Genomic DNA, 25368 nt, shown 5'->3' on the forward strand with positions numbered 1-25368 from the left:
GGAACTGCTAGGAAGCCCGCGCGGGGCTGAAGCGCTTGAGCAGCAGGTACATCTCGCAGCCGAGGCAGAAGTTGAACGCGCCGTTGAGGAACGCGGCGAACAGCGCGAACGCCGTCGCGACGATGCCGAGCGGGGCCACGCCGGCGATGAAGCCGATCGTGCCCACGAGCGCGAACACGAAGCCCACGGCCTGCGCGAACCGCAGCGGCGCCGCGTCCTCGCGCTCGGTCGGCGGGCCGAGCCGCGGCGCGACGAGCGCGCGGTACAGCACGGAGTACGGCGCCGGCTTCAGACCGACGAACGCGCCGATCGCGAAGATCACGGTCTGCAGGGCCAGAAGCGGCCACCACTGCGTCACGAGCACCACGGCGAGCACGACGGTGGTGATGATCGCGGCGAACCGCGGGCCACGCGGGTCGACAGCCGGTCCGGCGGGCATGGTTCCTCCTGCTGAGGGCGAGGCGAAGGGCGTGCGAGAGCACGGACGGTAGAGCGTGCGAAAACCGGCGGACGACGTGCTTCAGCGCCGGCGCGACGAGCGCGGACACAAGCTGCTGCGCACGCGGCACAAATCCACCGCGCGGCGCTGCGTCAGCAGGGTGATGGGCAGCTCGTCCACGTCAGGAAGGGTACCCAGTGCTCCAACCGGCTGGGAACCGCGTTCATACCTTGGGACGAGTCCCGCCCATTGGGAAACAGCCGGTGAGGCGGTCGCCGCCAGTCAGCGAACGTCGGCTTCGGCCAGGTGCGGACGCAGGGCTTCCAGCAGCTCCGGGCCCTTCGGCACGCCGCCCACGCGCAGCAGCTCGCGGCCGTCGGCGGTCAGCGCGAGCGTGGTGGGGGTGCGCAGCACGGACAGGGCGTGGGCGACCTCGGGCTGTTCGGTCACGTCGAGGTCGACGTGGTGCAGCCCCTCGGTCTTGTCGGCCAGCGACGACAGGATCGCGCGCGTGTGGCGGCACGGCGCGCAGAACGTGGTGGAGATCTGCACGAGCGTGACGGCCGAGGCCGGGTCGAGCGCTTCGGCGACCGGAGCGGGCAGCTGGGCGAGGTCGCGGGCCGCGGCGGCGGGCTTGGCCGCGCGGACCCGTCCGTTGCGGGCCTTGAGCAGCAGGCCGGCCAGAACCGCGACCACCAGCGTGGCCAGCAGCACCCAGACTCCGATCACCGGGCACTCACCCCTTCGACGTCGTCAGGTCCGAGAAGTTCACGTTGGTTGCCTCGCCCTTGATCGTCACGGAACCACTGTCCACGCGCACCGCCGTCGGGGTGACCGAGAGCGGCAGCGTGCCCGTGTCGATCGAGGCGCGGAAGTTCGGCAAGAGGGCCTTCTGCACTGACTCCGGAACGACGGTGGTCTCGTGGTCATTCCCGAATTGCAGCCGGTGGGGGGTGATCGTGATGGTCTTGCCCTTGAGCTCGATCAGCGCGAAGCAGAAGATCTCCACCTTCTGACCGGCCACCTGCACGTCACCCGACAGGCGCATGCCGGCGGTGTTGCCGTCCTCCGGCTCGCCTGCCGCGTTGGTGGGGGTCGGGTCCGGCTCCTGGCCCTGGTCGGTGTCGCCGTACTTGACGTAGGCCTCGGTGCTCTGATCGATGCGCAGGTTCTGGATCTTGTCGAGCGGCGAGATGCGCGCGATGTCCGACGCCTTGATCGTCACGGCGCCGGTGAGCTTGCCGATCTTCACGTTCTTCGTGTTGCCCGCGGTGAGGTCGGACAACGGCGCTGTTACGTCTTCGAGCTCGGCGCTCACGCCGAGATCGCGCAGCTCACCGCCCACGGGCACGCCGTCGGCCGATACGGTGATGTGACTGTAGTCACCCGAGAGCGCCTGTGTGAGGAACGGGAAACCGTGGATGTCGACCGACGGGTCGTCGGTCAGGCCGAGCTGCTCGCGCGCCTTCTGGGAGATCGTGTGCTCGGCGAACGCGGCGGCCCCGAAATCGGCTCCGACCAGCAGGATCACGATGACCCCGAGCACGATGACCCAGCGGCGGACGCGCCGTCCGCGACGCCGGTTGTCCGGCCGAGGAGCCGGTCGGTCGTCCCGCGTCACGGGCCTGCTCACCATCGCGTCGGTTCTCCTGTTCGTCGGGGGCCGGGGCGCTTCCTGGGGTTCGGCCAGGTGTGATCGATCCAGCACGAGCTAGGTGACGTGTTGTTCACCCGGTATTCTCACTCAGCACCGACCGAGGCCCACGTTCGAGGCCGTGCGCCAGGCCCTGACTTTGTGAAGGCGGTGTGGCTCCATGAGCCTGGACCTTCTGGTACTTACCGCGGAAGCCGACCCCACCTCTGTGCTTCCCGCATTGGATCTGCTGCCCCACACCGTACGCGTCCGCGAGCCCGAGGTGACGGCCCTGCTCGACGCCGGGCACCGCGACGTCATCCTGCTCGACGCCCGCAGCGACCTCGCCTCGGCGAAGAGCCTCTGCCGCCTGCTCAAGGGCGCCGGCGACGACGAGGCGAGCACGCCCGTGATCGCCGTCGTCGGCGAAGGTGGCCTGGTGGCCGTGAGCTCCGAGTGGCGCACCGACGACATCCTCCTGCCGACCGCCGGCCCCGCCGAGGTCGACGCGCGCCTGCGGCTCGTGACGACCCGCGACGGAGTCTCCGGCCAGGTCGAGGCCGAGCTGCGCGTGGGCGACCTCGTGATCGACGAGGCCACCTACACCGCTCGCCTGCGCAAGCGCACCCTCGAGCTCACGTACAAGGAGTTCGAGCTCCTGAAGTACCTCGCGCAGCACGCCGGGCGCGTCTTCACCCGCGCGCAACTGCTGCAGGAGGTCTGGGGCTACGACTTCTTCGGCGGCACGCGCACGGTCGACGTCCACGTGCGGCGCCTGCGCGCCAAGCTGGGCCCGGAGCACGAGCAGATGATCGGCACCGTCCGCAACGTCGGCTACAAGTTCGAGCGCCCGGCGAAGTCCGGTCCGAAGCAGCCGGCGCCGGCGATCGAATCCGCGCCCGAGTACACCAACCGCTGAGCGCACGCGATTCCCCCAACGAGCCCCTTCGCGCGGCGCCGCGCGTGGGTAATGTCGGCTTCGTGGCGGAAACAGAGCTGACGGGCTGGACGGCCGAACTCGGGGCTGACTCGGCGGAAGCGGTGCGTGAGGTGCTGCTCGCGGCGAAGGCGGCCGACGGGCGGCCCGAGGTCGACGCGACCGGTCCGTTGCCGCGCGAGTTCGCGGGCGGGCTGCACCTGCTCGCGCGCCTCGACGGCAAGCCCGCCGGCTACGCGCACCTCGACACCGAGGGCGACTCCTACGGCCGCCAAGTTGCGGAGGTCGTGGTGCATCCCGACTACCGCCGCCGCGGCGTCGGCACCGCGCTGGCCCGCGAGCTCGACGCGAAGGCCGCCGAAGGCGCCCGCGTCTGGGCCCACGGGGACAGCGCCGCGGCCGCCGCCCTGGCGAAGGACTTCGGCCTCGGCCGGCAGCGCGAGCTGCTGATCCTGCACGTCGAGGTCGAAGGCGCCGACTGGCCCGAACCCGTGCTGCGCGAAGGACTGCGGCTGCGCACCTTCGTGCCGGGGCAGGACGAAGAGGCCATGATCGCCGTCAACGCGCGCGCGTTCGACTGGCACCCGGAGCAGGGCGCGTTCAGTGTCGACGAGCTGCGCGCCGAAGAACGGCAGCCGTGGTTCGACCCGGCCGGTTTCTTCCTGGCGGAGAACCAGGACGGCGACGTTGTCGGCTTCCACTGGACGAAGGTGCACGAGCCCGTGCTCGGCCGCTTCGGCGGTGAGCCGGTCGGGGAGGTCTACGTCGTGGGCGTCGATCCGGGCACACAGGGTGGCGGTCTCGGCAAGGCGCTGACGCTCGCGGGCCTGCGGTACTTGCGCGAGAAGGGACTACGCCAAGTAATCCTTTACGTCGAGGGCGACAACGCACCGGCACTGGCGGTCTATTCGAAACTCGGGTTCACGCGTTTCGAAACCGACGTCCAGTACGGTCGGTAGTCACCATCGACGGGGGCACGCCCCGTGTTACTTTCTGCGTACATGCAGGTCACGGCAGGGACACGACACCCTTTCGGCGTAGTCGCCCTGCTCACATACGGTGCCTTGTTCACTTTGCGTTCATGTGAGCAAGGGGGACCGTCCATCGGGGCTGCCTAATGTCCGGATCCGGCGCGCTGAGACGCGCGCCGATCCGGCGAAGTCTCCGAGTGGAGGAAATGCAGTGAAGATCATGCGGCCCCTTGGTGCCGTGGGCATCGTGGCGAGCGCCGCCCTGGTGCTCGCTGCCTGTGGTAGCGACCCTGCGGCGAGCAACGGCAGCAACTCCAGCTCGGCCGCCGCCCCCGCCGCCACCGGCACCGCGCAGGTCGACTGCGGTGGCAAGAGCCCGCTGTCCGGTGAGGGCTCGACGGCTCAGAACAACGCCATCGACGTCTTCAAGCTCGCCTACGGCAAGCAGTGCAGTGGCCAGCAGGTCAACTACACCGCCAGCGGCTCGGGCGCGGGTGTCAAGCAGTTCAACGGCAACCAGGTCGACTTCGGCGGCACGGACTCCCCGGCCACCGGCGCGGATCTCGAGGCCGCCAACAAGCGCTGCGCCTCCCCGGCGTGGAACATCCCGATGGTCGTCGGCCCCGTGGCCGTCGGTTACCACCTGTCGGGTGTCGACAAGCTCGTTCTCACGCCGTCCGTGATCGCGAAGATCTTCAGCGGTGGCATCACGAAGTGGAACGACCCGGCCATCAAGGCGATCAAGGGCAACGAGAGCTTCACGTTCCCGGACAAGGCGATCCAGGTCGTCTCCCGCTCGGACGAGTCGGGCACCACCGACAACTTCCAGAAGTACCTCGGCGCGGCTGCCAAGGCCGACTGGACCAAGGGCGCGGGTAAGAAGTTCAACGGTGGCGTCGGTAACGGTGCTTCCGGCTCGAACGGTGTCGCCACCACGGTCAAGGGTGCCGACGGCTCGATCACGTACGTGGAGGGCGCGTTCGCCAAGGACGGCGTCACCCCGGCCCTGATCGACAGCGGCTCCGGCGGCGTCGAGCTGTCCGCCGAGAACGTCGCGAAGTCCCTCGACTCCGCGACCTTCCTGAACCCGGGCTCCAACGACCTCGCGCTCGACCTGAACAAGATCTACGCGAGCAACGTCGCCGGTGCCTACCCGCTGCTGCTCACGACCTACGAGCTCGTGTGCTCGAAGTACTCGAACCCGGACGTCTCGAAGGCCGTCAAGGCGTTCCTGACCACGTCGGCGACGACCGGCCAGCAGCAGCTGTCGAGCAAGGGTTACGTGCCGATCCCGCAGAGCCTGCAGGACAAGGTGCTGACCGCTGTCAAGGCGATCTCCTGACTTATCCTCGACTTGGCTGAATAACAAGTACACGCAGGACCTAACCAGTCGATGAGCGAGTCATCCTCGACGCGAACGCCCACCGGCACCCCCGGTGGGCGTTCGTCGTCCGCCCGAGCGTTCCCGGAGGATCCGATTTCGGACACAACATCCGCGCCGGCGCCCGAAAGGCCGCCCGCGCAGGAGAAGCCGAAGAAGGTGCGGGCCGGTGACCGCATCTTCCAGAACCTGACCACCGGGGCCGGCATCTTCATCGTGGCTCTGATCGGCCTGATCGGGATCTTCCTGATCATCCAGGCCATCCCGGCGCTGCGGGTCGACAAGGTCAACTTCCTGTTCAACCACGGGTGGTCCACCAACGACCCGGAGAACATGGCGTTCGGCATCGCCGACCTGTTCGAGGTCACCGTGGCGACCTCCGTGGTGGCGCTGATCATCGCCATGCCGGTGTCGCTCGGCATCGCCCTGTTCCTCACCCAGTACGCGCCGAAGCGGCTCGCCCGCGGGTTCGCCTACGTGATCGACCTGCTGGCCGCCGTGCCGTCGATCATCTTCGGCCTCTGGGGCATCATCGTGTTCGCCCCGGCGATCGAGCCGTTCTCGCTGTGGGTGAACTCCACGTTCTCGTGGTTCCCGCTCTTCGCTCCGGGCAACGTGCAGCCCAACGTGCGCGGCACGATTTTCACAGCCGGCATCGTGCTGGCGGTGATGATCCTGCCGATCATCACGTCGCTCTCGCGCGAGGTCTTCGAGCGCACGCCGACCCCGCACATCGAAGGCGCGCTGGCGCTGGGGGCCACCCGCTGGGAGGTCATCCGCACCACGGTGCTGCCGTTCGGCAAGGCCGGTTACATCGGGGCGTCGATGCTGGGCCTCGGCCGCGCGCTCGGTGAGACCATCGCGCTCGCGGTCATCCTGCTCATCCCGCAGGGCCGCAACTTCGACTGGAGCCTCTTCGACGGCGGTGCGACGTTCGCGTCGAAGATCGCCGCGAACTACAGCGAGTTCAACAACGCCACCTCGGCCGGCGCGTACATCGCCGCCGGTCTGGTGCTGTTCGTGCTGACGTTCCTGGTGAACTTCGCCGCCCGCTCCGTCATCAGCAGGAAGGGGGACTGAGCATGTCCACAACGCTCGAACGTCCCGCTGTGACCCCCGCGTTCCAGCAGGTCAGCCTGGCCCGCAAGGCCAAGAACGGCTTCGCCACCGTGCTCGTGTGGCTGGCGTTCCTGATCGCCGTGGTGCCGCTGGTGTGGGTGCTCTACACCGTGATCGTCAACGGCATCAAGCGGATCCCGTTCTCGAACTGGTGGACCGAGGACTTCGGCTCCGTGCTGAGTGACGAGGTCGGCGGCGGTGTGCTGCACGCGATCATCGGCACGCTGGAGCAGGGCCTGATCTGCGCGATCATCGCGGTGCCCATCGGCCTGCTGGTGTCGATCTACCTGGTGGAGTACGGCCGCGGCAAGCTCGCGAAGGCCACCACGTTCATGGTCGACATCCTCTCCGGTGTCCCCTCGATCGTGGCCGCGCTGTTCATCTACGCGCTGTGGATCACCACGCTCGGCCTGCCGCGCAGTGGGTTCGCGGTGTCGCTGGCGCTGGTGCTGCTCATGATCCCGGTGGTCGTCCGCTCGTCGGAGGAGATGCTGCGGATCGTGCCGGACGACCTGCGTGAGGCGTCCTACGCGCTGGGCGTGCCGAAGTGGAAGACGATCATGAAGATCGTGCTGCCGACGGCGTTGTCCGGCATCATCGGCGGCATCATGATGGCGCTCGCCCGCGTGATGGGCGAGACGGCGCCGCTGCTGGTCCTCGTGGGCTACTCGGCCTACGTGAACTGGAACCCCTTCGACGGCGAGCAGGCCGCACTGCCCCTGGTGATGAACAACGAGCGCGTGACCAACTCGCTCGACCCCGGGAGCGTCGGCTTCGACCGGATCTGGGGCGCGGCGTTGACGCTCGTCATCATCATCGCGATCCTGAACTTGCTCGCCACCCTGCTCTCCCGGCTCCTCGCCCCGAAGAAGAAGTGAGTCATGGCCAAGCGAATCGACGTCAAGGACGTAGACATCTACTACGGCAAGTTCCACGCCGTGGACAGCGTCACGCTGAACGTGCCGCCGCGCAACGTCACCGCGTTCATCGGGCCGTCGGGGTGCGGTAAGTCGACCGTGCTGCGCACGCTCAACCGGATGCACGAGGTCATCCCGGGTGCGCGCGTCGAGGGCGAGGTGCTGCTCGACGGCGAGGACATCTACGCGTCCGCGGTGGATCCGGTGCAGGTGCGCCGCACGATCGGCATGGTGTTCCAGCGCCCCAACCCGTTCCCCACGATGTCGATCAAGGACAACGTGGTGGCCGGGCTTCGCCTCGGCGGCACCAAGAACCGCAAGCAGCTCGACGAGATCGCCGAGCGCGCGCTGCGCGGTGCCAACCTGTGGAACGAGGTCAAGGACCGGCTCAACAAGCCGGGCGGCGGCCTCTCCGGTGGTCAGCAGCAGCGGCTCTGCATCGCCCGCGCCATCGCGGTGCAGCCCGACGTGCTCCTGATGGACGAGCCGTGCTCCGCGCTCGACCCGATCTCGACCCTCGCCATCGAGGACCTGATCGGTGAGCTCAAGAAGGAGTACACGATCGTCATCGTCACGCACAACATGCAGCAGGCGGCTCGTGTTTCCGACCAGACGGCGTTCTTCAACCTGGCCGGCGTCGGCCAGCCCGGCCGGCTGATCGAGCTGAACGACACGGAGAAGATCTTCTCCAACCCGGACGAGAAGGCGACCGAGGACTACATCTCGGGCCGCTTCGGCTGATCGTTCTCTTGGGCCTGCATCGAAAACGGCCCCTCTGTCCGATGTGGACGGAGGGGCCGCTTCGTTTGTCGTTGCTCAGCAGTCGTGATTGATGGCCTGCCGGGCCGCGTCGACGGCGGCGCTGGCACCGACGGCCTTGGCCGCGTTGAGTGCCTTCTGGGCACTGACGAGCCGCGCCTGGCGTCGGGCCAAGATCAAAGTGGACGGTCGACCGGGGTTCTGATCGAAGAGCCTTTGTGGACTGACCGCGAGATCAGACGTTGAGGTCCTCGTCGGAGTCGTAGCCCGGCATGCGGCCGGTGACCACGAAGATCATGCGTTTGGCGACCGAGACGGCGTGGTCGGCGTAGCGCTCGTAGAAGCGGCCGAGCAGCGTGACGTCGACGGCCGCGGCGACACCGTAGGGCCACTCGCGGTCCATCAGAACGGTGAACAGGTGACGGTGGATGTCGTCGACCTGGTCGTCCTCGGCCTCGAGGTCCTTGGCGGCGTTGACGTCCTTGGACTTGATGACCTGCTCGGCCTGGCGCGCGAGCTTCACCGCGGCGCGGCCCATCTCGATGAAGTAGGGCTTCACCGACTCCGGCAGCACCGCCTCGGGGTGGCGCCGCCGCGCGGCCTTGGCGACGTGCAGGGCGAGGTCGCCCATGCGCTCTAGGCTCTCGGCGGCGTGGATTGCGGCGAGCACGGTGCGCAGGTCCGTGGCGACGGGAGCCTGGAGGGCGAGCAGCGCGTAGGCCTGTTCCTCGCACTCGGCGCGGGCGTCGTCGACCTTCGCGTCGTCGCTGATCACCTGCTCCGCGAGGCCCAGGTCGACCTCCAGCAGTGCCTTGGTGGCCAGCTCCATCGCCTCGGCGACCTGAGCCGACATGGCAGCCAGGTTCTCGGCGAGCTGTTCGAGTTCGACATGGTAAGCCTCACGCATGGAGACACCCTACGACGCGCGTTGTCCGAATACCGCATCGTAGGGTGAACCGCACGTGAACCCGGTCTAACGAATCCCGTGGCTCAGCCTTCGGCGGTGTTGCTGTCGATCTTGGCCGAGTTGCCCGCGTTGGCCGCGGTGGTGGTCTTTTCGCCGGGCAGCGGGGTGTTGTCGCGCAGGGCGTCGAAGAGCGAGTCCGTTCTGGACTGCACGAGGACCTCGTTGCCGCGCTTGTTGGCGGTGCCGGTGGTGGGCACGGTCATGAAGTTGATCTTGGACGGGTCCACGCCGCGCATCGACTGGGCGAGCGTCATCATCTGCTGCACACCGAGGTTGTCACCGAAGGTGGCCTTCGCGAACGCCGTGATGAAGCCGGACAGCTTGCCCGGGTCGAGGACCACATCGGACGACATGACCTTCTTCAGCAGCGCCCCGATGAACGCCTGCTGCCGCTTGATGCGGCCGTAGTCGGACGTCGGGTCGCCCTTCACATGCCGGGCACGCACGTAGTTCAGGGCCTGGTCGCCGGAGATGGTGACGTCACCGGTCTCCAGCAGGACCTTGCCGAGCACCTCGTCGTCGATGGGCTTCTCGTTGTTGATGGTGACGCCGTGGACCGCGTCGACCATGTCCTTGAAGCCGTTGAAGTCGATGCCCACGAAGTGGTTGATGCGCAGGCCGGTGATCTTCTGGACCACCTTCGTGACGCACTGCGGGCCACCCACGGCGTACGCGGTGTTGAGCTTCGCAATGCTCTGCCCCGACACGACCTCGTCGGTGGTGGCGGACTTCGAGGGGTCCCAGCGGTTGCAGTCGGGCCGGTTGATCTCGAGGTCGCGCGGGAACGACACCACGACCACGCGCTTCCGGTCGGCCGGCACGTGGGCGACCATCACGGTGTCCGAGCGGGCGCCGGGGTTGCTCTCGGCCGTGCCGACGCCTTCTTCCGCGGAGGCGCCGTCGCGGCTGTCGGAGCCGACCATGAGGAAGTTCTCGTCGTTGGCCTGGGCGTCGGCGTTGCGGATGTCGGAGGAGTTCTCGTCGAGCGCGGCGACCTGGGTGAACTTGGCGTCGAACCAGTTCACCGCCCCCCAGGCCACGCCGGTGCCCAGGAAGACCAGCACGGCCAGCACGATGAGCACGATCCGCCCGATCCGGACGGCCCGCTCGTTGTGGCGCTGCTTCTTCTCCTGCAGACGCGTTTGCGGGGCGCGCTCTTCGGGATTCTCGTCGTCTGCCTCTGCCTCTGCCTCTGCCTCGGCTTCGGCGGGGATCGCCTTCTGGATCCCCGTGGGCGCCACCACGCGTTGCAGGGCGGTGCGCGTCTGCTCGAACAACGCGACGGGCCTCGCCGTCAGCCGCGCCATCCGCTCGCGCCGCTTGTCCTCCTCCGCCAGCATCTCGTCGTGGGCGGCCGAGAAGCGCGCGAGAGTGTGGTCGATCTTCCGGCGGTACTGCGTGGCCTCGTCGATCGCCTCCATCTCGTCCGTCATGGTCAACGGATCGAGCTCCGACCGCGCGGGCACCCCGGCGGGGCGCGCGGGTGGGCGGCGCTGGCGGGGTGGACGTTTGCCGTCGACGGGAGGGGTGAGCTGGGTGCGCTCCCCGACTGGGGAGGTGAGCTGAGTGCGCTCTGCCCCCGGGGCGGCTTGGTTGTTCTGGTCGGCTTCGGCGCTTTGGTCGTTCTCGTCGAACCCGTCGGCCGCGAGACCTCGGTCTGTGCCGGACTTGCCGGGCACGCCGGGCTTGCCGTTGTCGGCGCCGTTCGGCCCGGGCCGGCCGTTCGCACCGGCTTGGGGCCGCCGCTTGCCATTCGCCCCGGCCTTGCCATTCAGCCCGGCAGCACCGTTGGCCGCCGGCACACCGTGCGGCCCGGACGTGCCACTCGACCCCGGCTTGCCATTCGCACCGGCAAGCCCATCCAGTCCCGGCATCCCGCCGGGGCCCGGCACGCCGTTCGGTCCGGACTTGCCGTTGGGAGCCTTGCCATTGAGCCCGGCAACGCCGTTGGCCCCCGGCATGCCGTTGCCCGCGGCGTTGCCATTCGGCCCGGCCTTGCCATTCGGCCCGGCTTGAGGCCCTGGCTTGCCATCGGGCCCGGCCTTGCCATCGGGCCCAGCCTTGCCATTGGGCCTGGCGACGCCGTTGGCACCGGGCATGCCGTTGCCCGCGGGGTTGCCGTTCGGCCCGGTTCGAGGCGCGGGCTTGCCACCGGGCCCAGCCTTGCCATTGGGGCCGGCAACGCCGTTGGCCCCCGGCAAGCCGCCGCCATTCGGCCCAGCCTTGCCATTCGCACCGGCAGGACCGCCGGGGCGTGGCATGCCGTTGGCCGTCGGCATGCCATTCGGGCCTGCCTTGCCATTGGGGCCGGCAGTTCCCGGCACGCCATGGGGGCCGGACGTGCCATTCGGCGCGGACTTGCCATGGGGACTGGCAGGGCCGCCTGCGCCTGGCACGCTGTTTGCGCCGGTCATGCCATTCGCGTCGCCTCGCGGCGCCGGCTTGCCATTCGGGCCGGTCATGCCATTCGCGTCGCCTCGCGGCGCCGGCTTGCCATTCGGGCCGGGCTTGCCATTGGGACTGGCAGCGCCGTTCGGCCCCGGCATGCCATTCGTGCCGGTCTGGGGGCTCGGCTTGCCATGGGGAGCCGGCTTGCCATTCGGGCCGGCGGCGCCGTTGGGCCGTGGCATGCCGTTGGCGGGAGGCATGCCATTCGGGCCCTGGTTGCCATTCGGCGCGGCAGCGCCGCCTGCGCCTGGCATGCCGTTCGTGCCGGGGCGCTGGCCGTCGGGGCGCGCGGGGCGTTCGGCCGGGGGTCGCGGGGCGGCGCCCGGCGGGCCCGAGGTGCGGCCGCGGGGGCGGCCGTTCGGGGGCTCGGGCGGTGCGGAAGCGCCGTGGCGGCCGGGGGGTTCGGCGGCCGGGAGGTCCGAGAAGTCCGGGCTGTCGTCGGGCGCGGCGTGGCTGCCGCCGGGCGCCGGGGGTTCCGGGGCGCGGCGGCGGCCGGTGGGGAGTGGCTGCGAGGTCGTCGGGCGGCGCGGGGAAGGCGGTTCCGGCGCGGCTCGGCGGGGTCCGCGCGCGGGGGCCGGCTCCGCGGCATCCGCGGCGTGCGAGGCCCGGCCCGGGGAATCCGCGCGTGGCACGGGGCCGCCCGCCGAAGGTGCGGCGGGCGGGTCGTCGTCGGGGCGGGCGCGGCGGCCGCGGGGTGGCGGCTGCTCGGCGCGGTGAGAGCGGGTAGAGGCCGAGTAGCTCTCGTCCGCGAGGTGCGAGCTGCTGCCGCTGAGGCGGGAGCTGCCGTTGGATTCCGCGAGGTGCGAGCTGCTGCCGCCGCCGAGGTGGGAGCTGCCGTTGGACTCTGCCAAGTGTGAGTTGCCGGGGCTGGCCAAGCGGGAGCTGCCGTTGGACTCCGCGAGGTGCGAGCTGCTGCCGCCGCTGAGGCGGGAGCTGCCGCTCGACTCCGCGACGTGCGATCTGCCGCGGCCGCCCAGGTGGGAGGAGCCGTTGGATTCCGCGAGGTGCGAGCTGCCGCCGAGATGGGAGGAGCCGTTCGACGCTGCGCGGTGTGAGCTGCCATCGAAGTCCGAGTCGTCGGCGCGGCGCGAGCCCGTGCGGGAGCCGGGCGCGGCAGAGTAGCCGTTGGGTCCGCCCAGGTGGGAGCTGCCGTTCGACTCCGCCAGGTGGGAGCTGCCGTTCGACTCCGCCAGGTGGGAGCTGCCGTTCGACCGCGTCCCGGGTTCCGCGCGCCGCGAGCCCGGGTCCGAGTCTTCCGTGTCGAAGGTCGGGCGTTCGCCGGTGTGGCGGGCCACGACGTCGGAGACGCTGATGCCGCCCTGGGTTTCCATGGAGCGGCGACGGCCGGCGCGGGTGCGGGGGGTGCCGTTGTCCGAGTGGCGACCGGTGCCGGGGAGGGGGCGATCGTCGGGCACTCGGACTCCTTTCGCACTTCGGGCGCTTACGAACCGGCGGCGGGGCCTTTCGTTCCGGCTCTCCCAGGGCACGTCGTTCCTCGGGAGGTTTTCGTTATCGTACGGATACCCGCCGTTCGTGACGACACCCTCCCGCGAATTTCTTCACCATGAGTCGACCCAAGACGGCCCGAAGCGGACGAACAGGTGAAGATTGGAGCAAGCGAATGGGAGTGAGCCCGCCTTTGCGTTACTCAGAGTGGGTAATGACGCGCGTCGTTTCTCGGTCGTGATAGGCGACTTTGTTGCGCCCCGCGCGTTTCGCCGCGTACAGGAGGTTGTCCGCGCGCAGAAGTTGCCGCTGGGCGGACACCGGGCCGGCGGAAGCGTGCGCCAGGCCCGCGCTGATGGTGACTCTCAAGCCGGGCTGAAGTTCTGACCAGGGGTGACGGGCGACCCGCGTGCGAGCGGCCTCGACGATCCGCACGGCCCCCGGCGCGTCGACGCCCGGCAGCACGAGCGCGAACTCCTCGCCGCCGTAGCGCGCGCAGAACCCGTCGGGTGGCAGCTCTTCCTGCAGGAGGTCGGCGACGCGGCACAGCACGCGATCGCCGAGGAGGTGACCGTACGTGTCGTTCACGTGCTTGAACCGATCGAGGTCGATCAGTGCGACGGCCAGCCCGCGCGCGGCCGGCAGCCCGGGCAGGCGCTGGTCGAGGTAACGGCGGTTGTAACTCGACGTCAACGTGTCCCGGAGGCTGCCGGCCCGCGCGATGTCGAGCGCGCACCGCAGGTGCTCATACGCCCGGCGCCAGTCGCCCTGCTTGGCGAACATGCCGGCGATGGACTCGTGCAGGCTCAGCAGATCGGGAGCGGGTGCACCCGCCGTGCGCTCGTCCTCGGCCGCCACACCCACCTCCGCCACCTCATGGTTGTCGTCTTAAAGGAGCGGTGTCTTGAGGCATCGGTACGCGCGAAAGCGAATATCGCTCAAGTGGACGACTGGGGCCCGGTTTTGTCACGCACCGAAGTTCTGTTGCCCCAACGACGAAAACGGCTTCTTCCCCTTGAGCTGCGCGTACTGGTCTTTGGCCCAGTAACTCACGTTTACCCCAGTGCCTTCGAGCAACTGTGCGTAATCGGGCCACGAGACCCACCGCCAGTCACCGACTTCCTCGGGGTTCGGCTCGGGGTCGCGATCGACCCACGCGACGAACACCGGGCAGAACTCGTTCTCCACGATCCCCTGGAACGGCGGCGTCCGGTACCGGTACTTCGGCAGCACGCACTCCAGGTCCTGCAGTTCCGGCAGCCCGATCTCGTACGCCGCGCGCCGGCGCACGGCGTCGGGCAGCGACTCGCCCGGCGCGGGGTGCCCGCAGACGCTGTTGGTCCACACCCCCGGCCACACCTTCTTGTCCAGTGCTCGTTGCGTGATCAGCAACGACTGGTCCGAACGGCGCAGCACATAACACGAGAACGCGAGGTGCAGCCGCGTCTCGCCGTGGTGGCTCGCGAGCTTCGGCCCGGTCTCTCCCGTCGGCACGCCGTCCTCCGTGACGAAGACGACGCGCTCGGACTCGGATTCGGTGATGGTGTCCACGTGACCACTGAACACCAGAGCTCCACGGACGAGGTACCGCAAGGCGGGTGGCCGTGCCGTTCATCCCGTTTCGGGTGGCCGGGCGGCACGGTGCGTGACCGCCGCGGCCCCTCGAGCCTCCGGGTGACCTCCTCGGGTGAACGATTGAGTCCGAAGTGGACAAAACGGCACCGGGCCCGGCCGGTCGACACGATCCGTCACCGCCGGGGCCATCGAGCCGCCGCTGGGCCCGTCTCGGGTGAACTACCGAGCCGGCCCTTGACGCACGGTTGCCACGAGCCCGGAAACCCGATGATTGACGGGAAATCCTTACCCAGGAGCGAAAATCGACAACATAACCCGCCCTCGGCGAACCACACCGAACAGCACATTCCGTGACAGCCGCCGGCCCGCAGGCCAACGCGTGACCGCCTCGGGTGAACGATCTTGTCCACCGGTCCGAATTGGACGGATGTCAGTAATAATTCCCGTGTGCCAACGAAACCCGGGCCGGCTCCTTCGTCAGTGGCTGCCGAGGTGCTCCACGATGAGGGAGGTGAGGGCCTCGGGGGCTTCTTCGGCGACCCAGTGGGACACGTCCTCGAGCATCTCGAACCGGTACGGCCCGGTGACCCAGTTGCCGGTGTCGAGCGCCGCCGTGGAGCCGAAAGCGACGTCCTCGGTGGACCACACGTAGAGCGTCGGCACGTCGATCTTGCCGATCTTCCCGCCGGGGCGGCCGGCGCGGTACCAGTTCAGCGCGGCCGTGAGCGCGCCCGGTTCTTCGAGGCGCCGCACGTACTCGTCGATGCGGCTGGGCGGGATGCGGCGGTCGAAGATGTCGCGCAGCGCGCGGGCGCCCTCGGCGAGCATCTTCCGCTCCGTGGCCGGCGTCGCGCGCCACTCCGTCATGTACGCCGAGCGCAGGTGCTGGTCTTCGTCGGTCTTCATCGCCGCCGCGAGAGCGGCGGGATGCGGGGTGGACACCACGGCGAGGCTGCGCAGCCGGCCGGGGTGCGCGTCCGCGGTCCACCACGCGACGGCCCCGCCCCAGTCGTGCCCGACGAGGTCGAACTTCGACCACCCCAACGCATCCGCCATTGCCACGGCGTCGTCCACCAGGGTAGAAATACCGTACTCCGCCGGTTGTTCTGGTCGAACGTCCGGCGAGTACCCCCGCTGGTCGGGTGCCACGGCGCGGTAGCCGAGCACGCCGAGGGTCGCCACCTGGTGTTCCCACTCCACGGCGGCCTCGGGGAAACCGTGGAGCAGCAGCACGGGGCGACCGTCCTGGGGCCCGGCGGCGATCGCGTCGAAAGAGCCGGCTTCGGTCGGGATGGTGAGCTGGTCGATCACAGCTCGCACTCTACGGGGGCGCACCGACACTTTCCGGCGATGGCCTCTCATGCAGACCTGGGCGGAAAAAGGGGCAAGAAGCGGACCGATCCGGTCAGCCGCACCCGGGCCTTGCTGGGCATGTCTTGTTTGTCTGGTCGTGAACGCTGTTGCCCCCGCGTCCGCGACGTGGTGTCCATAAGGGAACAACAGACCGCAGGGTGTCGCGCACTCACTTACCGTTACCTCGCCGGCTCCGGTCAGCCTTCTCGAACCTCGGAAGTGTGAAGCGGCGTCACGGCATTTGCGATGAACCGTCCTCACGACGACGTCGTGTCGGCGGAGAGCAGCTTCGACTACATGTCGACAATCGAAGAACAATCCAACCAGAGGAGAAGAGCATGGCTTCGCAGGACGGCGCCAAGGTCGATACCGGGATCATGCGTCAGGGTGCGAGCACGATCACCAGCACCGGTGACGGGATCACGAGCACCGGTGGCCAGGTGGACTCGACCATGCAGGAACTGCTCGGCACCTGGCGGTCGGACTCCGCCACGATCTTCCACCAGGCCATGGGCGAGTTCGACAACACGGTGAAGAAGATCGTGCAGCGCCTCACCACGCTTTCCGAGCACGTCACCCAGGGCGCGGCGGACTACGACCGCGGCGACGAGGACAACACCTCCACGGCTCGCGCGCAGGCCGCTGCCATCGGCGGTGGCGGCCTCAACGGCTTCTGATCTGCTCGAAACCAATCCCCAGCTTTCTCCTGAGAGGACAGATCCATGGCTCTGGGCAACTTCCAGATCAACTTCGCCGTGATGGGCGACACCGTCAACACGGCCAAGCAGCAGGCGCAGCAGATCACCTCGCTGCTGGAAGAGATGCACAGCAAGATCCAGGCGCAGCGCGAGCACTGGACCGGTTCGGCGGCCGACGAGTTCCAGTCGACCTACGAGTGGTGCCACCAGCAGGCCCAGGTCCTGCCGCAGGCCCTCGACGCCGCTTCGCAGACCCTTTCGCACATCAACGAGGGCACCTCGACCACCGAGAGCGGCAACGCGCAGCGGTTCGCGCAGCGCTGATGCCGGCGTCGCGGGTCCCCGGGGCGCGGTGGGTCACCCGCCGCGCCCCCGGTGTCCCCACCGGGTCCGCAGACCTGAAAGGACAGTGAGCACTCATGGCATTCGACCCAGTCGTCTTCGAATCGGCGAAGACGGTGATGGACTCCATCAACGGCGACGGGAACAACACCCCGGCGTCGACGAGCGGCCCGTTCAAGAGCCCGGGTGACCAGACCCCGCCGCCGGTCGACAACCCGTGGATCCCGCAGGGCAACGTCACCACGCCGCCCCCGGTTCCCGGCGGCGCCGATCACCCCGGCAAGGGCGTGACCACGGTCAACACCGAGGCGATGCGCACGTTCGCCACGAACATGCAGACCCTCGCCGACGGCCCGCTCAAGGACCTGCCCGGCCAGCTCGACGGCATCACCGTCAAGCCCGGTATCTTCGCGACCGCCAACGGCAAGATCACCCAGCCGATCGTCGGGCCCGGCGGGGTGCGCGACACCACGCGCGCCACGATCCAGGACCTCATCACGTCGCTGCACGACCTTTCCGAAGCCGTGAACACGGCGTCGAAGGCCTACGACGACGCCGACGAGGCCAACAACATGACGATGGACAAGTACAACCAGTACTTCGGCAACGTCAGCAACGAAATCAACAACGCGGGCAACAAGCACAGCTGACCGGTCCCACGGGGGCGGCGGTCCCAGGTTCGAGGCGAACGAGGGAAGATGGCAGACAACCCGAATAACAACAACGGGTTCCAGCAGGACGACGACGGCATCTGGCCCGACTCCAGCAGCAACGGGAAATCGAACACCACCGGGGACCCCGGCAAGGACTTCGACGGGCTGACCTGGAAGCAGATCGAGGCCGCCATCCTCGGCGGCGGTTCGATGACCGGCGGTCAGGACAACCTGGACCGGGCCTACGGCAACGTCAATTGGCAGTCGCTGCAGGCCGCCGCCGGCGTGTTCCAGACGACGCAGCTGAACCTCGCCGCCATCTCCCAAGCCATCAAGGACCAGACCGCCGCTCTCGCGGGCGACGACGGGCCGTGGAAGGGCACCGCTGCCGACAACTTCAAGGTCCTGGCCGCCAACCTGAGCGGGAAGTTCGACGCCCTCGTGCACATGATCACCGACGGCGGTGGCGGTGCGCGCGACATCCCGACCCAGCTCGTGAACTCCGCCGCCTACCTGCAGTGGGCGCAGAACACCCTTCGCTACATCGACAGCTACTACGCCGAGCAGGTCATCGCCCGCGGCAAGGTGCTCGGCGACGGGCGGGCGTTCATCTCGCAGTTCCCCGACGCGGTCGAGATGATGACCAACGACATGCGTCAGGTCGGCAACCAGCTGGCCGGGAAGTACAACACGGTCGCGACCTCCAGCTACAGCCCGCCGCCGCCCGGCCAGGCCCCACCGCCCCCGCCGCCGAACGTCCCGCCGCCCGGCGGCGGTGACGACAACCTGCCGCCGCCCCCGAACATCCCGCCGCCCGCCGACATCCCGCCTCCCGGCGGCGGTGCCGGTGGTGGCGACGGTGGTGGTGGCGCGGGCAACGTCCCGCCCCCGAACATCCCGCCGCCCCCGGGTGACACCGGTGGCGGTGACGGGACCCGTGGCGCCGGCAACCCGCCGCCCCTCAACGCCGCGGCCATCCCGCCGCCTCCTGGTGACGTCGGTGGCGGCGACGGTGGTGCCGGCGACCCGCCGCCGTTCAGGAACCTCGACGTGGCGCCGCCGAACCTCGACACGTCCGGTGGCGGCGGCCCCGGTGGTGGCGCCGGGCTGAGCAACTTCGACACCACGCCGCCTCCGCTCACGTCGCCGAACCTGCCGCCGCCCCCGGGCTCGATCGGTGGCGACGACGGCGGGCAGAACGGTGGCCAGAACGGTGGTCTCGGCAACCTGCCCCCGTTCACCTCGCCCAATTTGACGCCGCCGCCCGGCTCGACGGGCAGCAACAACGGCGCCGGCAACGGCGGGACCAACCTTGCCAACATCAAGCCGCCCGCGCTCACGCCGCCGCCCGGTGACGTCAAGGGCGGGGGTGGCCTCGGGGACCTCGGCAACACCGGTGGTCCCGGCAGCACGGGTGGTGGTGGCGGCCTCGGCGACATCAAGCCGCCGGCCCTCACGCCGCCGCCGGACAACGCCGGCCTGGGCAACAACCTGTCGAGCAACGCGCTGAACCCGTCGGACCTGCCGCCGGGCTTGCAGGATGGCAGCAACAACGGCAACCAGGGCGCCATCCCGCCGCCGTCGATGATGCCGCCGCCGACCGGCGCGGGTGGTGCCGGTGGTCTAGGCAACCAGGGCAGCGACCGGCCGGACTCGGCGGGCCTGCTCGGGGGCGTGGACAAGCCGTGGCTCTCGGACATCCCGAAGGGCATCGGCGACCCGACCTCGCTCGGCGAGACCCCGCCGCTGAGCCACGCTTCGTGGGCGCCGCCGCCCGGTGACGCCGGTGGGACCGGTGGCGCGGGCGGTGCGGACCTCGACGGCGCCGGCGGTCTCGGTGGCGCGGGCTCGGACGGTCCCGGTGGGATCAAGGGGCTGGACTCGAGCAACCTCGTGCCGCCGCCGGACCTGCCTCAGTCGCTGGCGGACCCGAACGGGACGAACGGTCCCGGCCAGGTCGGCGCCGGCGGTGCGGGCTCGGGTATGCCGATGATGCCGCCGGGTGGCGCGGGTGGTGGCGCGAGCGGCCTGGGCAACCAGGGCAGCGAGCGGCCCGACTCCGCCGGTCTGCTCGGGGGCATCGACAAGCCGTGGCTCACCGACGTCCCGCAGGGCATCGGCGACCCGACCTCGTTCGGCGAGACGCCGCCGCTCAAGTCGGCGTCGTGGGCTCCGCCGCCCGGAGCGGACGCGAGTATCAGCGGTGCCGGTGACCTCGGTGGTGCCGGTGACAGCGGTGGGCTCGACGGGGTGAAGGGGCTCGACTCGAGCAACCTCGTGCCGCCACCGGACCTGCCTCAGTCGCTGGCGGACCCGAACGGGACGAACGGTCCCGGCCAGGTCGGCGCCGGCGGTGCGGGCTCGGGCATGCCGATGATGCCGCCGGGTGGCGCGGGAGGCGGGGCCGGTGCGAACGCACCGGCTGCCGACCGGCCCGACTCGGCCGGTCTGCTCGGTGGCGTGGACAACGCGTGGCTGGCGAACTCGCCGGCCGGCGTCGGTGACCCGAACTCGTTCGGGGACACCCCGCCGTCGAAGTCGGCCGACTGGGCGCCGCCGGCACTGTCCTCTGTGGACAGTATCGATGCGCCCGCCACGCACCACGTCGACAACACCGGCACGCCGGGCATGGCCGTCCCGCCGCAGAACGGCATGGGCGGTCCCGCGCCGGCTCGCACCGCGACCGACCGGCCCGACTCCGCGAGCCTGCTCGACGCCACCACGCAGCCGTGGACGAACGGCCAGGTCCCGGCGAGTGCCGGCGACCCGGCCGTGGTCAGCGACACCCCGGCGGCGCCCGCGACGTCGTGGTCGACGCAGCCCGATCCGGTGCCTGCCGCGCCGGTGCCGGTGGCCGTCACTCCGGTCACCCCGGTGCCGGTCGACGCCACTCCGGCCCACCCGACGCCGGTCGACCCAACGCCCGTCGAAGCCGCCCCGGCCGAGACGGTGACCCCGGCGACCCCCGACGACCTGGCCCCCGTCACGGGCTGGGGCACCGGCGACCAGCCGCCGGCCGGCTCGGGTGGCTGGGCGACGAGCGCGGTCCCGGCCGTTCCGGTCGTGGTGCCGCCCGTGCAAGCGGGCTGGGGCGTGGCCGGCTCGGCCGCAACGCCGGCAACCCCGGCCACGCAATCGGCCCAGAACACGCAGAACTCCGAGCAGTACAACGACAAGCACGAGGACCGCGAAGGCGCGATCGCGGGCGGCGTCGGCGGTGGCGAGCCCGACGAGGTGCGCATCGCCGTGGTCCAGGCCGCGGAGGTCGTGGACACCTCGGCGTGGGACGCCGGCACGGCCGACTTCCTGCCGGGCCTGCTGCCTTCCTCGGTGTTCGCGCAGCGCGAGGAGCGTGAGGAGGACTTCGTCACCGACCTGGTGGAGCGCTCGGACAAGCCGTGGCGCCCCGCGGGTGGCACGGAGGACTCGCCGCACCTCGCGACGTATCAGCGGGTGCGGACCGGTCAGGGCGAGTTCTACGCCGACGAGCTGCCCACGAACGGCGGACCCGACCCCGACGAACTCGAGTCCGAAGAGGACACTGCCGAAGTCGAAGAGGGCGAAGAGGAAGAAGAGGCCGAGCGCACGATGGCGGACCTGCTGAGCCAGGACGAGTCCGCGTGGGGTCGCCCGGCGAGCCGGCCTTCGGGCGTGCTCGAGTGACGGAGAAGGTTCGGAAGGAGGTGCACCGGTGAGTACTGAGACGGTCAAGCGTGGCCCGCGGGTCGCGGGTCCGGAGCTGCCCGAGGGGCAGGAAGACCTGCAGGAGCCGCCGGTGCTCGCCGAGCCGGCGGCCCGGGACTTCAACTCGCTGTTGATGATGCTGCCGATGGGCATCGGGTCGATGGTGATGATCCTGGCGTTCTCGGGTGTGGGCGGCAGCTCGCCGATGACGTATGTGCTCGGTGGCGGCATGGGCGTGTCGATGATGGCCATGAGCCTGGGCCAGCTGTCGCGGGCGGCGGGTGAGCGCAAGCGGAAGATGAAGGCCGAGCGGCGCGACTACCTGCGCTACATCGCGCAGGTGCGCGACCGTGCGCGGTCCACGGCGGAACACCAGCGGCGGGCGGTGGCGTGGAACAACCCGTCGCCGGATTCGCTGTGGTCGCTGGCGATGGGGCCGCGGCTGTGGGAGCGGCGGGTGAGCCACGACGACTTCGGCCGCGTGCGCATCGGGCTGGGGTCGCAGCAGTCGGCGCTGGAGCTGATGCCGCCGGTCACGAAGCCGATCGAGGACCTGGACCCGCTGTCGGCGATTTCGTTGCGGCGCTTCACCGAGACGTACCGGACGTTGTCGGGCATTCCGACGGCGGTGGGGCTGCGCAGCTTCACGAGCGTGGAGTTCGACGGCGACCCCGAGGCCGCCGTCGGTCTGGTGCGGGCGATGCTGGCGCAGCTGATCACGTTCCACTCGCCCGACGAGCTTCGCGTGGCGGTGCTGACGACCGAGGCCGCCCAGTCGCAGTGGGACTGGGTGAAGTGGATGCCGCACAACAACCATCCGACGTTCCGCGATCCGGCGGGTCCGTTGCGGTTGCTGGCGACAGATCACGACGAGCTGATGGACATCCTGGGCCCGGACGTCGCCGACCGCGACGACCACGACAAGTCGGTGGGTCCGAGCACGACCGAGCCGCTGGTGGTGATCGTGGCGCACTTGGCGCCGATCCCGGAGTCGTCGCGGCTGGTGGGCGCGGGTCTGCGCAACGTGGTGTTGCTGGATGTCACGGGCGCGCTGCCCGGTGGCCCGAAGGTGCTGCGGCTGAACACGAAGGACGACCTCGTCGAGTTCCCCGCCGGCACGGGCGCGGGTTCGGCGTTGCGCGACGAGCTGTCGGTGACGCAGGCCGAGGGCCTGGCGCGGTTGCTGGCGCCGAAGCGGACGAGCGGCACGTTGGAGATCGCGGAGCAGCCGCTGGAAAGCGACTTCGGGTTGACGGCGTTGCTGAACATCAAGGACGTGCACACGTTCGACATCGCGGCGCAGTGGCGGCCGCGGGCGGTGCAGCGGGCGCGGATGTCGGTCCCGATCGGCGTGACCGAAGAGGGCGAGATCGTCGAGCTGGACCTGAAGGAGTCGGCGCAGGGCGGAATGGGCCCGCACGGCATGCTGATCGGCGCGACCGGTTCGGGCAAGTCGGAGCTGCTGCGCACGCTGGTGCTGGGGCTGGCGGCGACGCACTCGTCGGAGATCCTGAACTTCGTGCTGGTTGACTTCAAGGGTGGCGCGACGTTCCTGGGGATGGACCGGCTGCCGCACACCTCGGCGATGATCACCAACCTGGCCGACGAGCTGCCGCTGGTCGACCGCATGCAGGACTCGCTCAACGGTGAGATGGTGCGCCGGCAGGAACAGTTGCGCGCCAGTGGTTATCCGTCGTTGTACGAGTACGAGAAGGCGCGCGCGGCCGGTGAACAGCTGGCGCCGATGCCGACGTTGTTCCTGGTGGTGGACGAGTTCTCCGAGCTGTTGAGCGCGAAGCCGGAGTTCATGGAGCTGTTCGTCTCGGTCGGGCGGCTGGGCCGGAGCCTCGGCGTGCACCTGCTGCTCGCGTCGCAGCGGCTGGACGAGGGCCGCATCCACCGCGTGGAGGGCCACCTGTCGTACCGGATCGCGCTGCGCACGTTCTCCTCGATGGAGTCGCGCAGTGTGATCGGGGTCGGCAGCGCGTATGAGCTGCCTTCGGAGCCGGGCAACGGTTTCCTCAAGATCGACACCACGAACCTGGTGCGCTTCAAGGCCGCGTACGTGTCCGGCCCCGTGCCCGCCGGCAGCGGCGAGGGCCACGCGGACGCCGCGCGCGTGAGCCGCGAGGTGGTGCCGTTCTTCACCCAGGCGCGCCCGAGCCGGTTCATCATCCGCGACGACGAGCCGGACGCGGGCGAGAAGAAGATGTCCGATGTGGACGCTCTCGACGCGGCGCCGGTCGGCCCGACGCTGGCCGACGTGTTCGTCGACCGGCTCACGGGCGCGGGCCCGGCGGCGCGGCAGGTGTGGCTGCCGCCGCTGGCGGAGTCGCCGAGCCTCGACTCGCTGCTGCCCAGCGTGCTGCCCGACCCGGTGCGCGGCATGAGCGTGCAGGACCCGGCGCACCACGGCCGCCTGCGGGTGCCGATGGGCATGATCGACCGGCCGTTCGAGCAGGTGCGCGAGCTGCTGATGGCCGATCTGTCCAGTGCCGCGGGCCACGTGGCCGTGGTGGGTGGCCCGAAGACGGGCAAGTCGACCATCGTCCGCACGCTGGTGCTGGCGCTGGCGATGACGCACACGCCGGAGGAGGTCCAGTTCTACGGGCTGGACTTCGGTGGTGGCGGCATCATGTCGATCAACGGCCTGCCGCACGTCGGCTCGGTCGCCACGCGCCTCGAGCGCGACCGCGTGGTGCGGACCATCGAAGAGATCTCGCAGATCATGGAGTACCGCGAGAACGTGTTCTCCGAGCGCGGGGTCGAGTCGATGGAGGTCTACCGGCAGCTGCGCCGGCGCGGCCAGATCGACGACCCGTTCGGCGACGTCTTCCTGGTCATCGACGGCTGGTACAGCCTCAAGAACGACTATTCGGAGCTGGAGCAGAAGATCGGCGAGCTGGCCTCGCGCGGTCTGTCGTTCGGCATCCACGTGGTGATCGCGTCCACGCGCTGGTCGGAGATCCGCCCGTACCTGCGCGACCTGCTGCAGACGCGGTTCGAGCTGCGCCTGGGTGACCCGATGGAGTCGGAGATCGGTTCGCGCAAGGCCAAAACGGTGCCGAACCAGCCCGGCCGCGGCATGACGCCGGACGGGCTGCACTTCCTGGCGGCGCTGCCGCGCATGGACGGCAGCTCCGCGACCGACGACCTGGCGGCGGCGACCAAGGCCGTGGCCGAAGAGGTGCACACGTTCTGGCCGGGCCGCAAGGCACCGGCGGTGCGGATGCTGCCGAACACGTTGCCGATCAGCGAGCTCCCGCGGCCGGACGGCGACCTGCGGATCGCACTGGGCCAGGACGAGCAGCGGCTGCTGCCGGTGTGGCACAACTTCGAGGCGACGCCGCACCTGCTCACCTTCGGCGACAACGAGACCGGCAAGACCAACCTGCTGCGGCTGGTCATCCGCTCGGTGCTCGCGCGCTACCAGCCGAGCGAGGCGAAGATCGTGCTCGCCGACCCGAGCCGCATGCTCGACACGGAGGTCCCCGAGGCCTACCGCGTCGGCTACGCCACCACCACGGAGGCGTTGCACGAGCTGGCCGCGCAGGCGAGCGTGTCGCTCACCCCGCGGGTACCGGACCAGTCCATCACCGCCGACCGGCTCAAGCGCCGCGACTGGTGGACGGGCCCGCGGCTGTTCTTCGTGGTCGACGACTACCAGCTGCTCACCGGCGGCATGGGCTCGCCGCTCGAGCCGCTGCTGTCGCTGCTTTCGCAGGGCGCCTACATCGGGTTCCACCTCATCGTCGCGCGCAGCACCTCCGGGGTGATGCGCGCGCTGAGCGACCCGGTGATCCGCCGGGTGTGGGAGCTGGGCAGCCCCGGCGTGGTCTTCTCCTACCCCAAGGAAGAAGGCAAGTTCCTCGGCGAGGCGACCCCGCGCAACCTGCCCGCGGGCCGCGCGCAGCTGGTCACCCGCCGCGGCGTGAAGCTCGTGCAGACCGGTTACGTGCCGCTGGGCGCGGAAGCCGAGCAGCAGCAGCTGGTGGGCGGCCTGCGATGAGCTCTTTCGAACACGGTGCTTTCGACGACAACGCGCG

Annotated in this window: 20 protein-coding genes; 11 read left to right on the forward strand and 9 right to left on the reverse strand. The window is 69.8% G+C overall.

Translation table 11 applies throughout. The features are described 5' to 3' along the window. Positions 1 to 7: 7 nt before the first annotated feature. The 4 genes from AB0M56_RS02095 to AB0M56_RS02110 form a co-directional block, all read right to left on the reverse strand. Positions 8 to 439 carry a DUF4395 domain-containing protein gene (locus AB0M56_RS02095; protein ID WP_364169989.1) on the reverse strand — a complete coding sequence of 144 codons (432 nt, stop codon included), beginning with the start codon at positions 437 to 439 and terminating at the stop codon, positions 8 to 10. A gap of 81 nt (positions 440 to 520) precedes the next feature. Beyond that, complete coding sequence (locus AB0M56_RS02100; protein WP_326567015.1) at positions 521 to 619, reverse strand: putative leader peptide; 99 nt, start codon at positions 617 to 619, stop codon at positions 521 to 523. A gap of 102 nt (positions 620 to 721) precedes the next feature. Continuing rightward, the gene (locus tag AB0M56_RS02105) at positions 722 to 1168 is read right to left on the reverse strand and encodes a thioredoxin family protein (RefSeq protein WP_364169993.1); all 447 of its coding nucleotides are present in this window, start codon (positions 1166 to 1168) and stop codon (positions 722 to 724) included. A 7-nt stretch (positions 1169 to 1175) separates the two neighbouring features. Next, positions 1176 to 2075, reverse strand: coding sequence for a DUF2993 domain-containing protein (locus AB0M56_RS02110; RefSeq protein WP_364169996.1), 900 nt, complete (start codon positions 2073 to 2075; stop codon positions 1176 to 1178). Positions 2076 to 2253: 178 nt separating this feature from the next. Between AB0M56_RS02110 and AB0M56_RS02115 the strand changes: the two genes are divergently transcribed. The 6 genes from AB0M56_RS02115 (at position 2254) to pstB (ending at position 8138) form a co-directional block, all read left to right on the forward strand. Further along, positions 2254 to 2991, forward strand: a complete 738-nt coding sequence (locus AB0M56_RS02115; RefSeq protein ID WP_364169999.1) for a response regulator transcription factor — start codon at positions 2254 to 2256, stop codon at positions 2989 to 2991. 77 nt (positions 2992 to 3068) lie between these two features. Next, positions 3069 to 3968 carry a mycothiol synthase gene (gene mshD / locus AB0M56_RS02120; protein WP_364170727.1) on the forward strand — a complete coding sequence of 300 codons (900 nt, stop codon included), beginning with the start codon at positions 3069 to 3071 and terminating at the stop codon, positions 3966 to 3968. 223 nt (positions 3969 to 4191) lie between these two features. Next, a complete protein-coding gene (gene pstS / locus AB0M56_RS02125) occupies positions 4192 to 5322 on the forward strand; it encodes a phosphate ABC transporter substrate-binding protein PstS (protein ID WP_364170001.1) in 1131 nt (376 codons plus the stop codon). A gap of 198 nt (positions 5323 to 5520) precedes the next feature. Beyond that, the gene (gene pstC, locus AB0M56_RS02130; protein ID WP_364170729.1) at positions 5521 to 6441 is read left to right on the forward strand and encodes a phosphate ABC transporter permease subunit PstC; all 921 of its coding nucleotides are present in this window, start codon (positions 5521 to 5523) and stop codon (positions 6439 to 6441) included. A 2-nt stretch (positions 6442 to 6443) separates the two neighbouring features. Beyond that, positions 6444 to 7358, forward strand: coding sequence for a phosphate ABC transporter permease PstA (gene pstA / locus AB0M56_RS02135; RefSeq protein ID WP_364170004.1), 915 nt, complete (start codon positions 6444 to 6446; stop codon positions 7356 to 7358). Positions 7359 to 7361: 3 nt separating this feature from the next. Continuing rightward, positions 7362 to 8138 (forward strand): phosphate ABC transporter ATP-binding protein PstB, encoded by a 777-nt coding sequence (gene pstB, locus AB0M56_RS02140; RefSeq protein ID WP_364051854.1) that lies wholly within the window; start codon positions 7362 to 7364, stop codon positions 8136 to 8138. Between the two features lie 253 nt (positions 8139 to 8391). On the opposite strand, the gene phoU is transcribed toward pstB, so the two are convergent. The 5 genes from phoU to AB0M56_RS02165 all read right to left on the reverse strand — a co-directional run bounded on the left by phoU (position 8392) and on the right by AB0M56_RS02165 (position 15903). Continuing rightward, on the reverse strand, positions 8392 to 9063 hold the full coding sequence (phoU, locus tag AB0M56_RS02145; RefSeq protein WP_364170007.1) for a phosphate signaling complex protein PhoU: 672 nt from the start codon (positions 9061 to 9063) through the stop codon (positions 8392 to 8394). An 83-nt stretch (positions 9064 to 9146) separates the two neighbouring features. After that, positions 9147 to 12986: an LCP family protein gene (locus AB0M56_RS02150; protein ID WP_364170010.1), complete on the reverse strand. Its 3840-nt coding sequence runs from the start codon at positions 12984 to 12986 to the stop codon at positions 9147 to 9149. A gap of 229 nt (positions 12987 to 13215) precedes the next feature. Continuing rightward, the gene (locus tag AB0M56_RS02155) at positions 13216 to 13890 is read right to left on the reverse strand and encodes a GGDEF domain-containing protein (protein WP_364170013.1); all 675 of its coding nucleotides are present in this window, start codon (positions 13888 to 13890) and stop codon (positions 13216 to 13218) included. Between the two features lie 93 nt (positions 13891 to 13983). Then, positions 13984 to 14568, reverse strand: a complete 585-nt coding sequence (idi, locus tag AB0M56_RS02160) for an isopentenyl-diphosphate Delta-isomerase (RefSeq protein ID WP_364170015.1) — start codon at positions 14566 to 14568, stop codon at positions 13984 to 13986. Positions 14569 to 15069: 501 nt separating this feature from the next. Beyond that, complete coding sequence (locus AB0M56_RS02165; protein WP_364170018.1) at positions 15070 to 15903, reverse strand: alpha/beta hydrolase; 834 nt, start codon at positions 15901 to 15903, stop codon at positions 15070 to 15072. Between the two features lie 380 nt (positions 15904 to 16283). On the opposite strand from AB0M56_RS02165, the gene AB0M56_RS02170 reads away from it, so the two are divergent. The 5 genes from AB0M56_RS02170 (at position 16284) to eccCa (ending at position 25331) form a co-directional block, all read left to right on the forward strand. Beyond that, entirely contained in the window at positions 16284 to 16622 is a 339-nt protein-coding gene (locus tag AB0M56_RS02170; RefSeq protein WP_220245047.1) for a WXG100 family type VII secretion target, read from the forward strand. 45 nt (positions 16623 to 16667) lie between these two features. Continuing rightward, entirely contained in the window at positions 16668 to 16967 is a 300-nt protein-coding gene (locus tag AB0M56_RS02175; protein WP_220245046.1) for a WXG100 family type VII secretion target, read from the forward strand. A 95-nt stretch (positions 16968 to 17062) separates the two neighbouring features. Beyond that, positions 17063 to 17635, forward strand: coding sequence for a hypothetical protein (locus tag AB0M56_RS02180; protein WP_364170023.1), 573 nt, complete (start codon positions 17063 to 17065; stop codon positions 17633 to 17635). A gap of 48 nt (positions 17636 to 17683) precedes the next feature. Beyond that, positions 17684 to 21301, forward strand: a complete 3618-nt coding sequence (locus tag AB0M56_RS02185; protein WP_364170025.1) for a hypothetical protein — start codon at positions 17684 to 17686, stop codon at positions 21299 to 21301. A gap of 28 nt (positions 21302 to 21329) precedes the next feature. Continuing rightward, the gene (gene eccCa / locus AB0M56_RS02190; protein WP_364170028.1) at positions 21330 to 25331 is read left to right on the forward strand and encodes a type VII secretion protein EccCa; all 4002 of its coding nucleotides are present in this window, start codon (positions 21330 to 21332) and stop codon (positions 25329 to 25331) included. The last annotated feature ends 37 nt before the right edge of the window (positions 25332 to 25368 follow it).

It is taken from the genome of Amycolatopsis sp. NPDC051372 (assembly GCF_040682095.1).
Taxonomy (GTDB): domain Bacteria; phylum Actinomycetota; class Actinomycetes; order Mycobacteriales; family Pseudonocardiaceae; genus Amycolatopsis.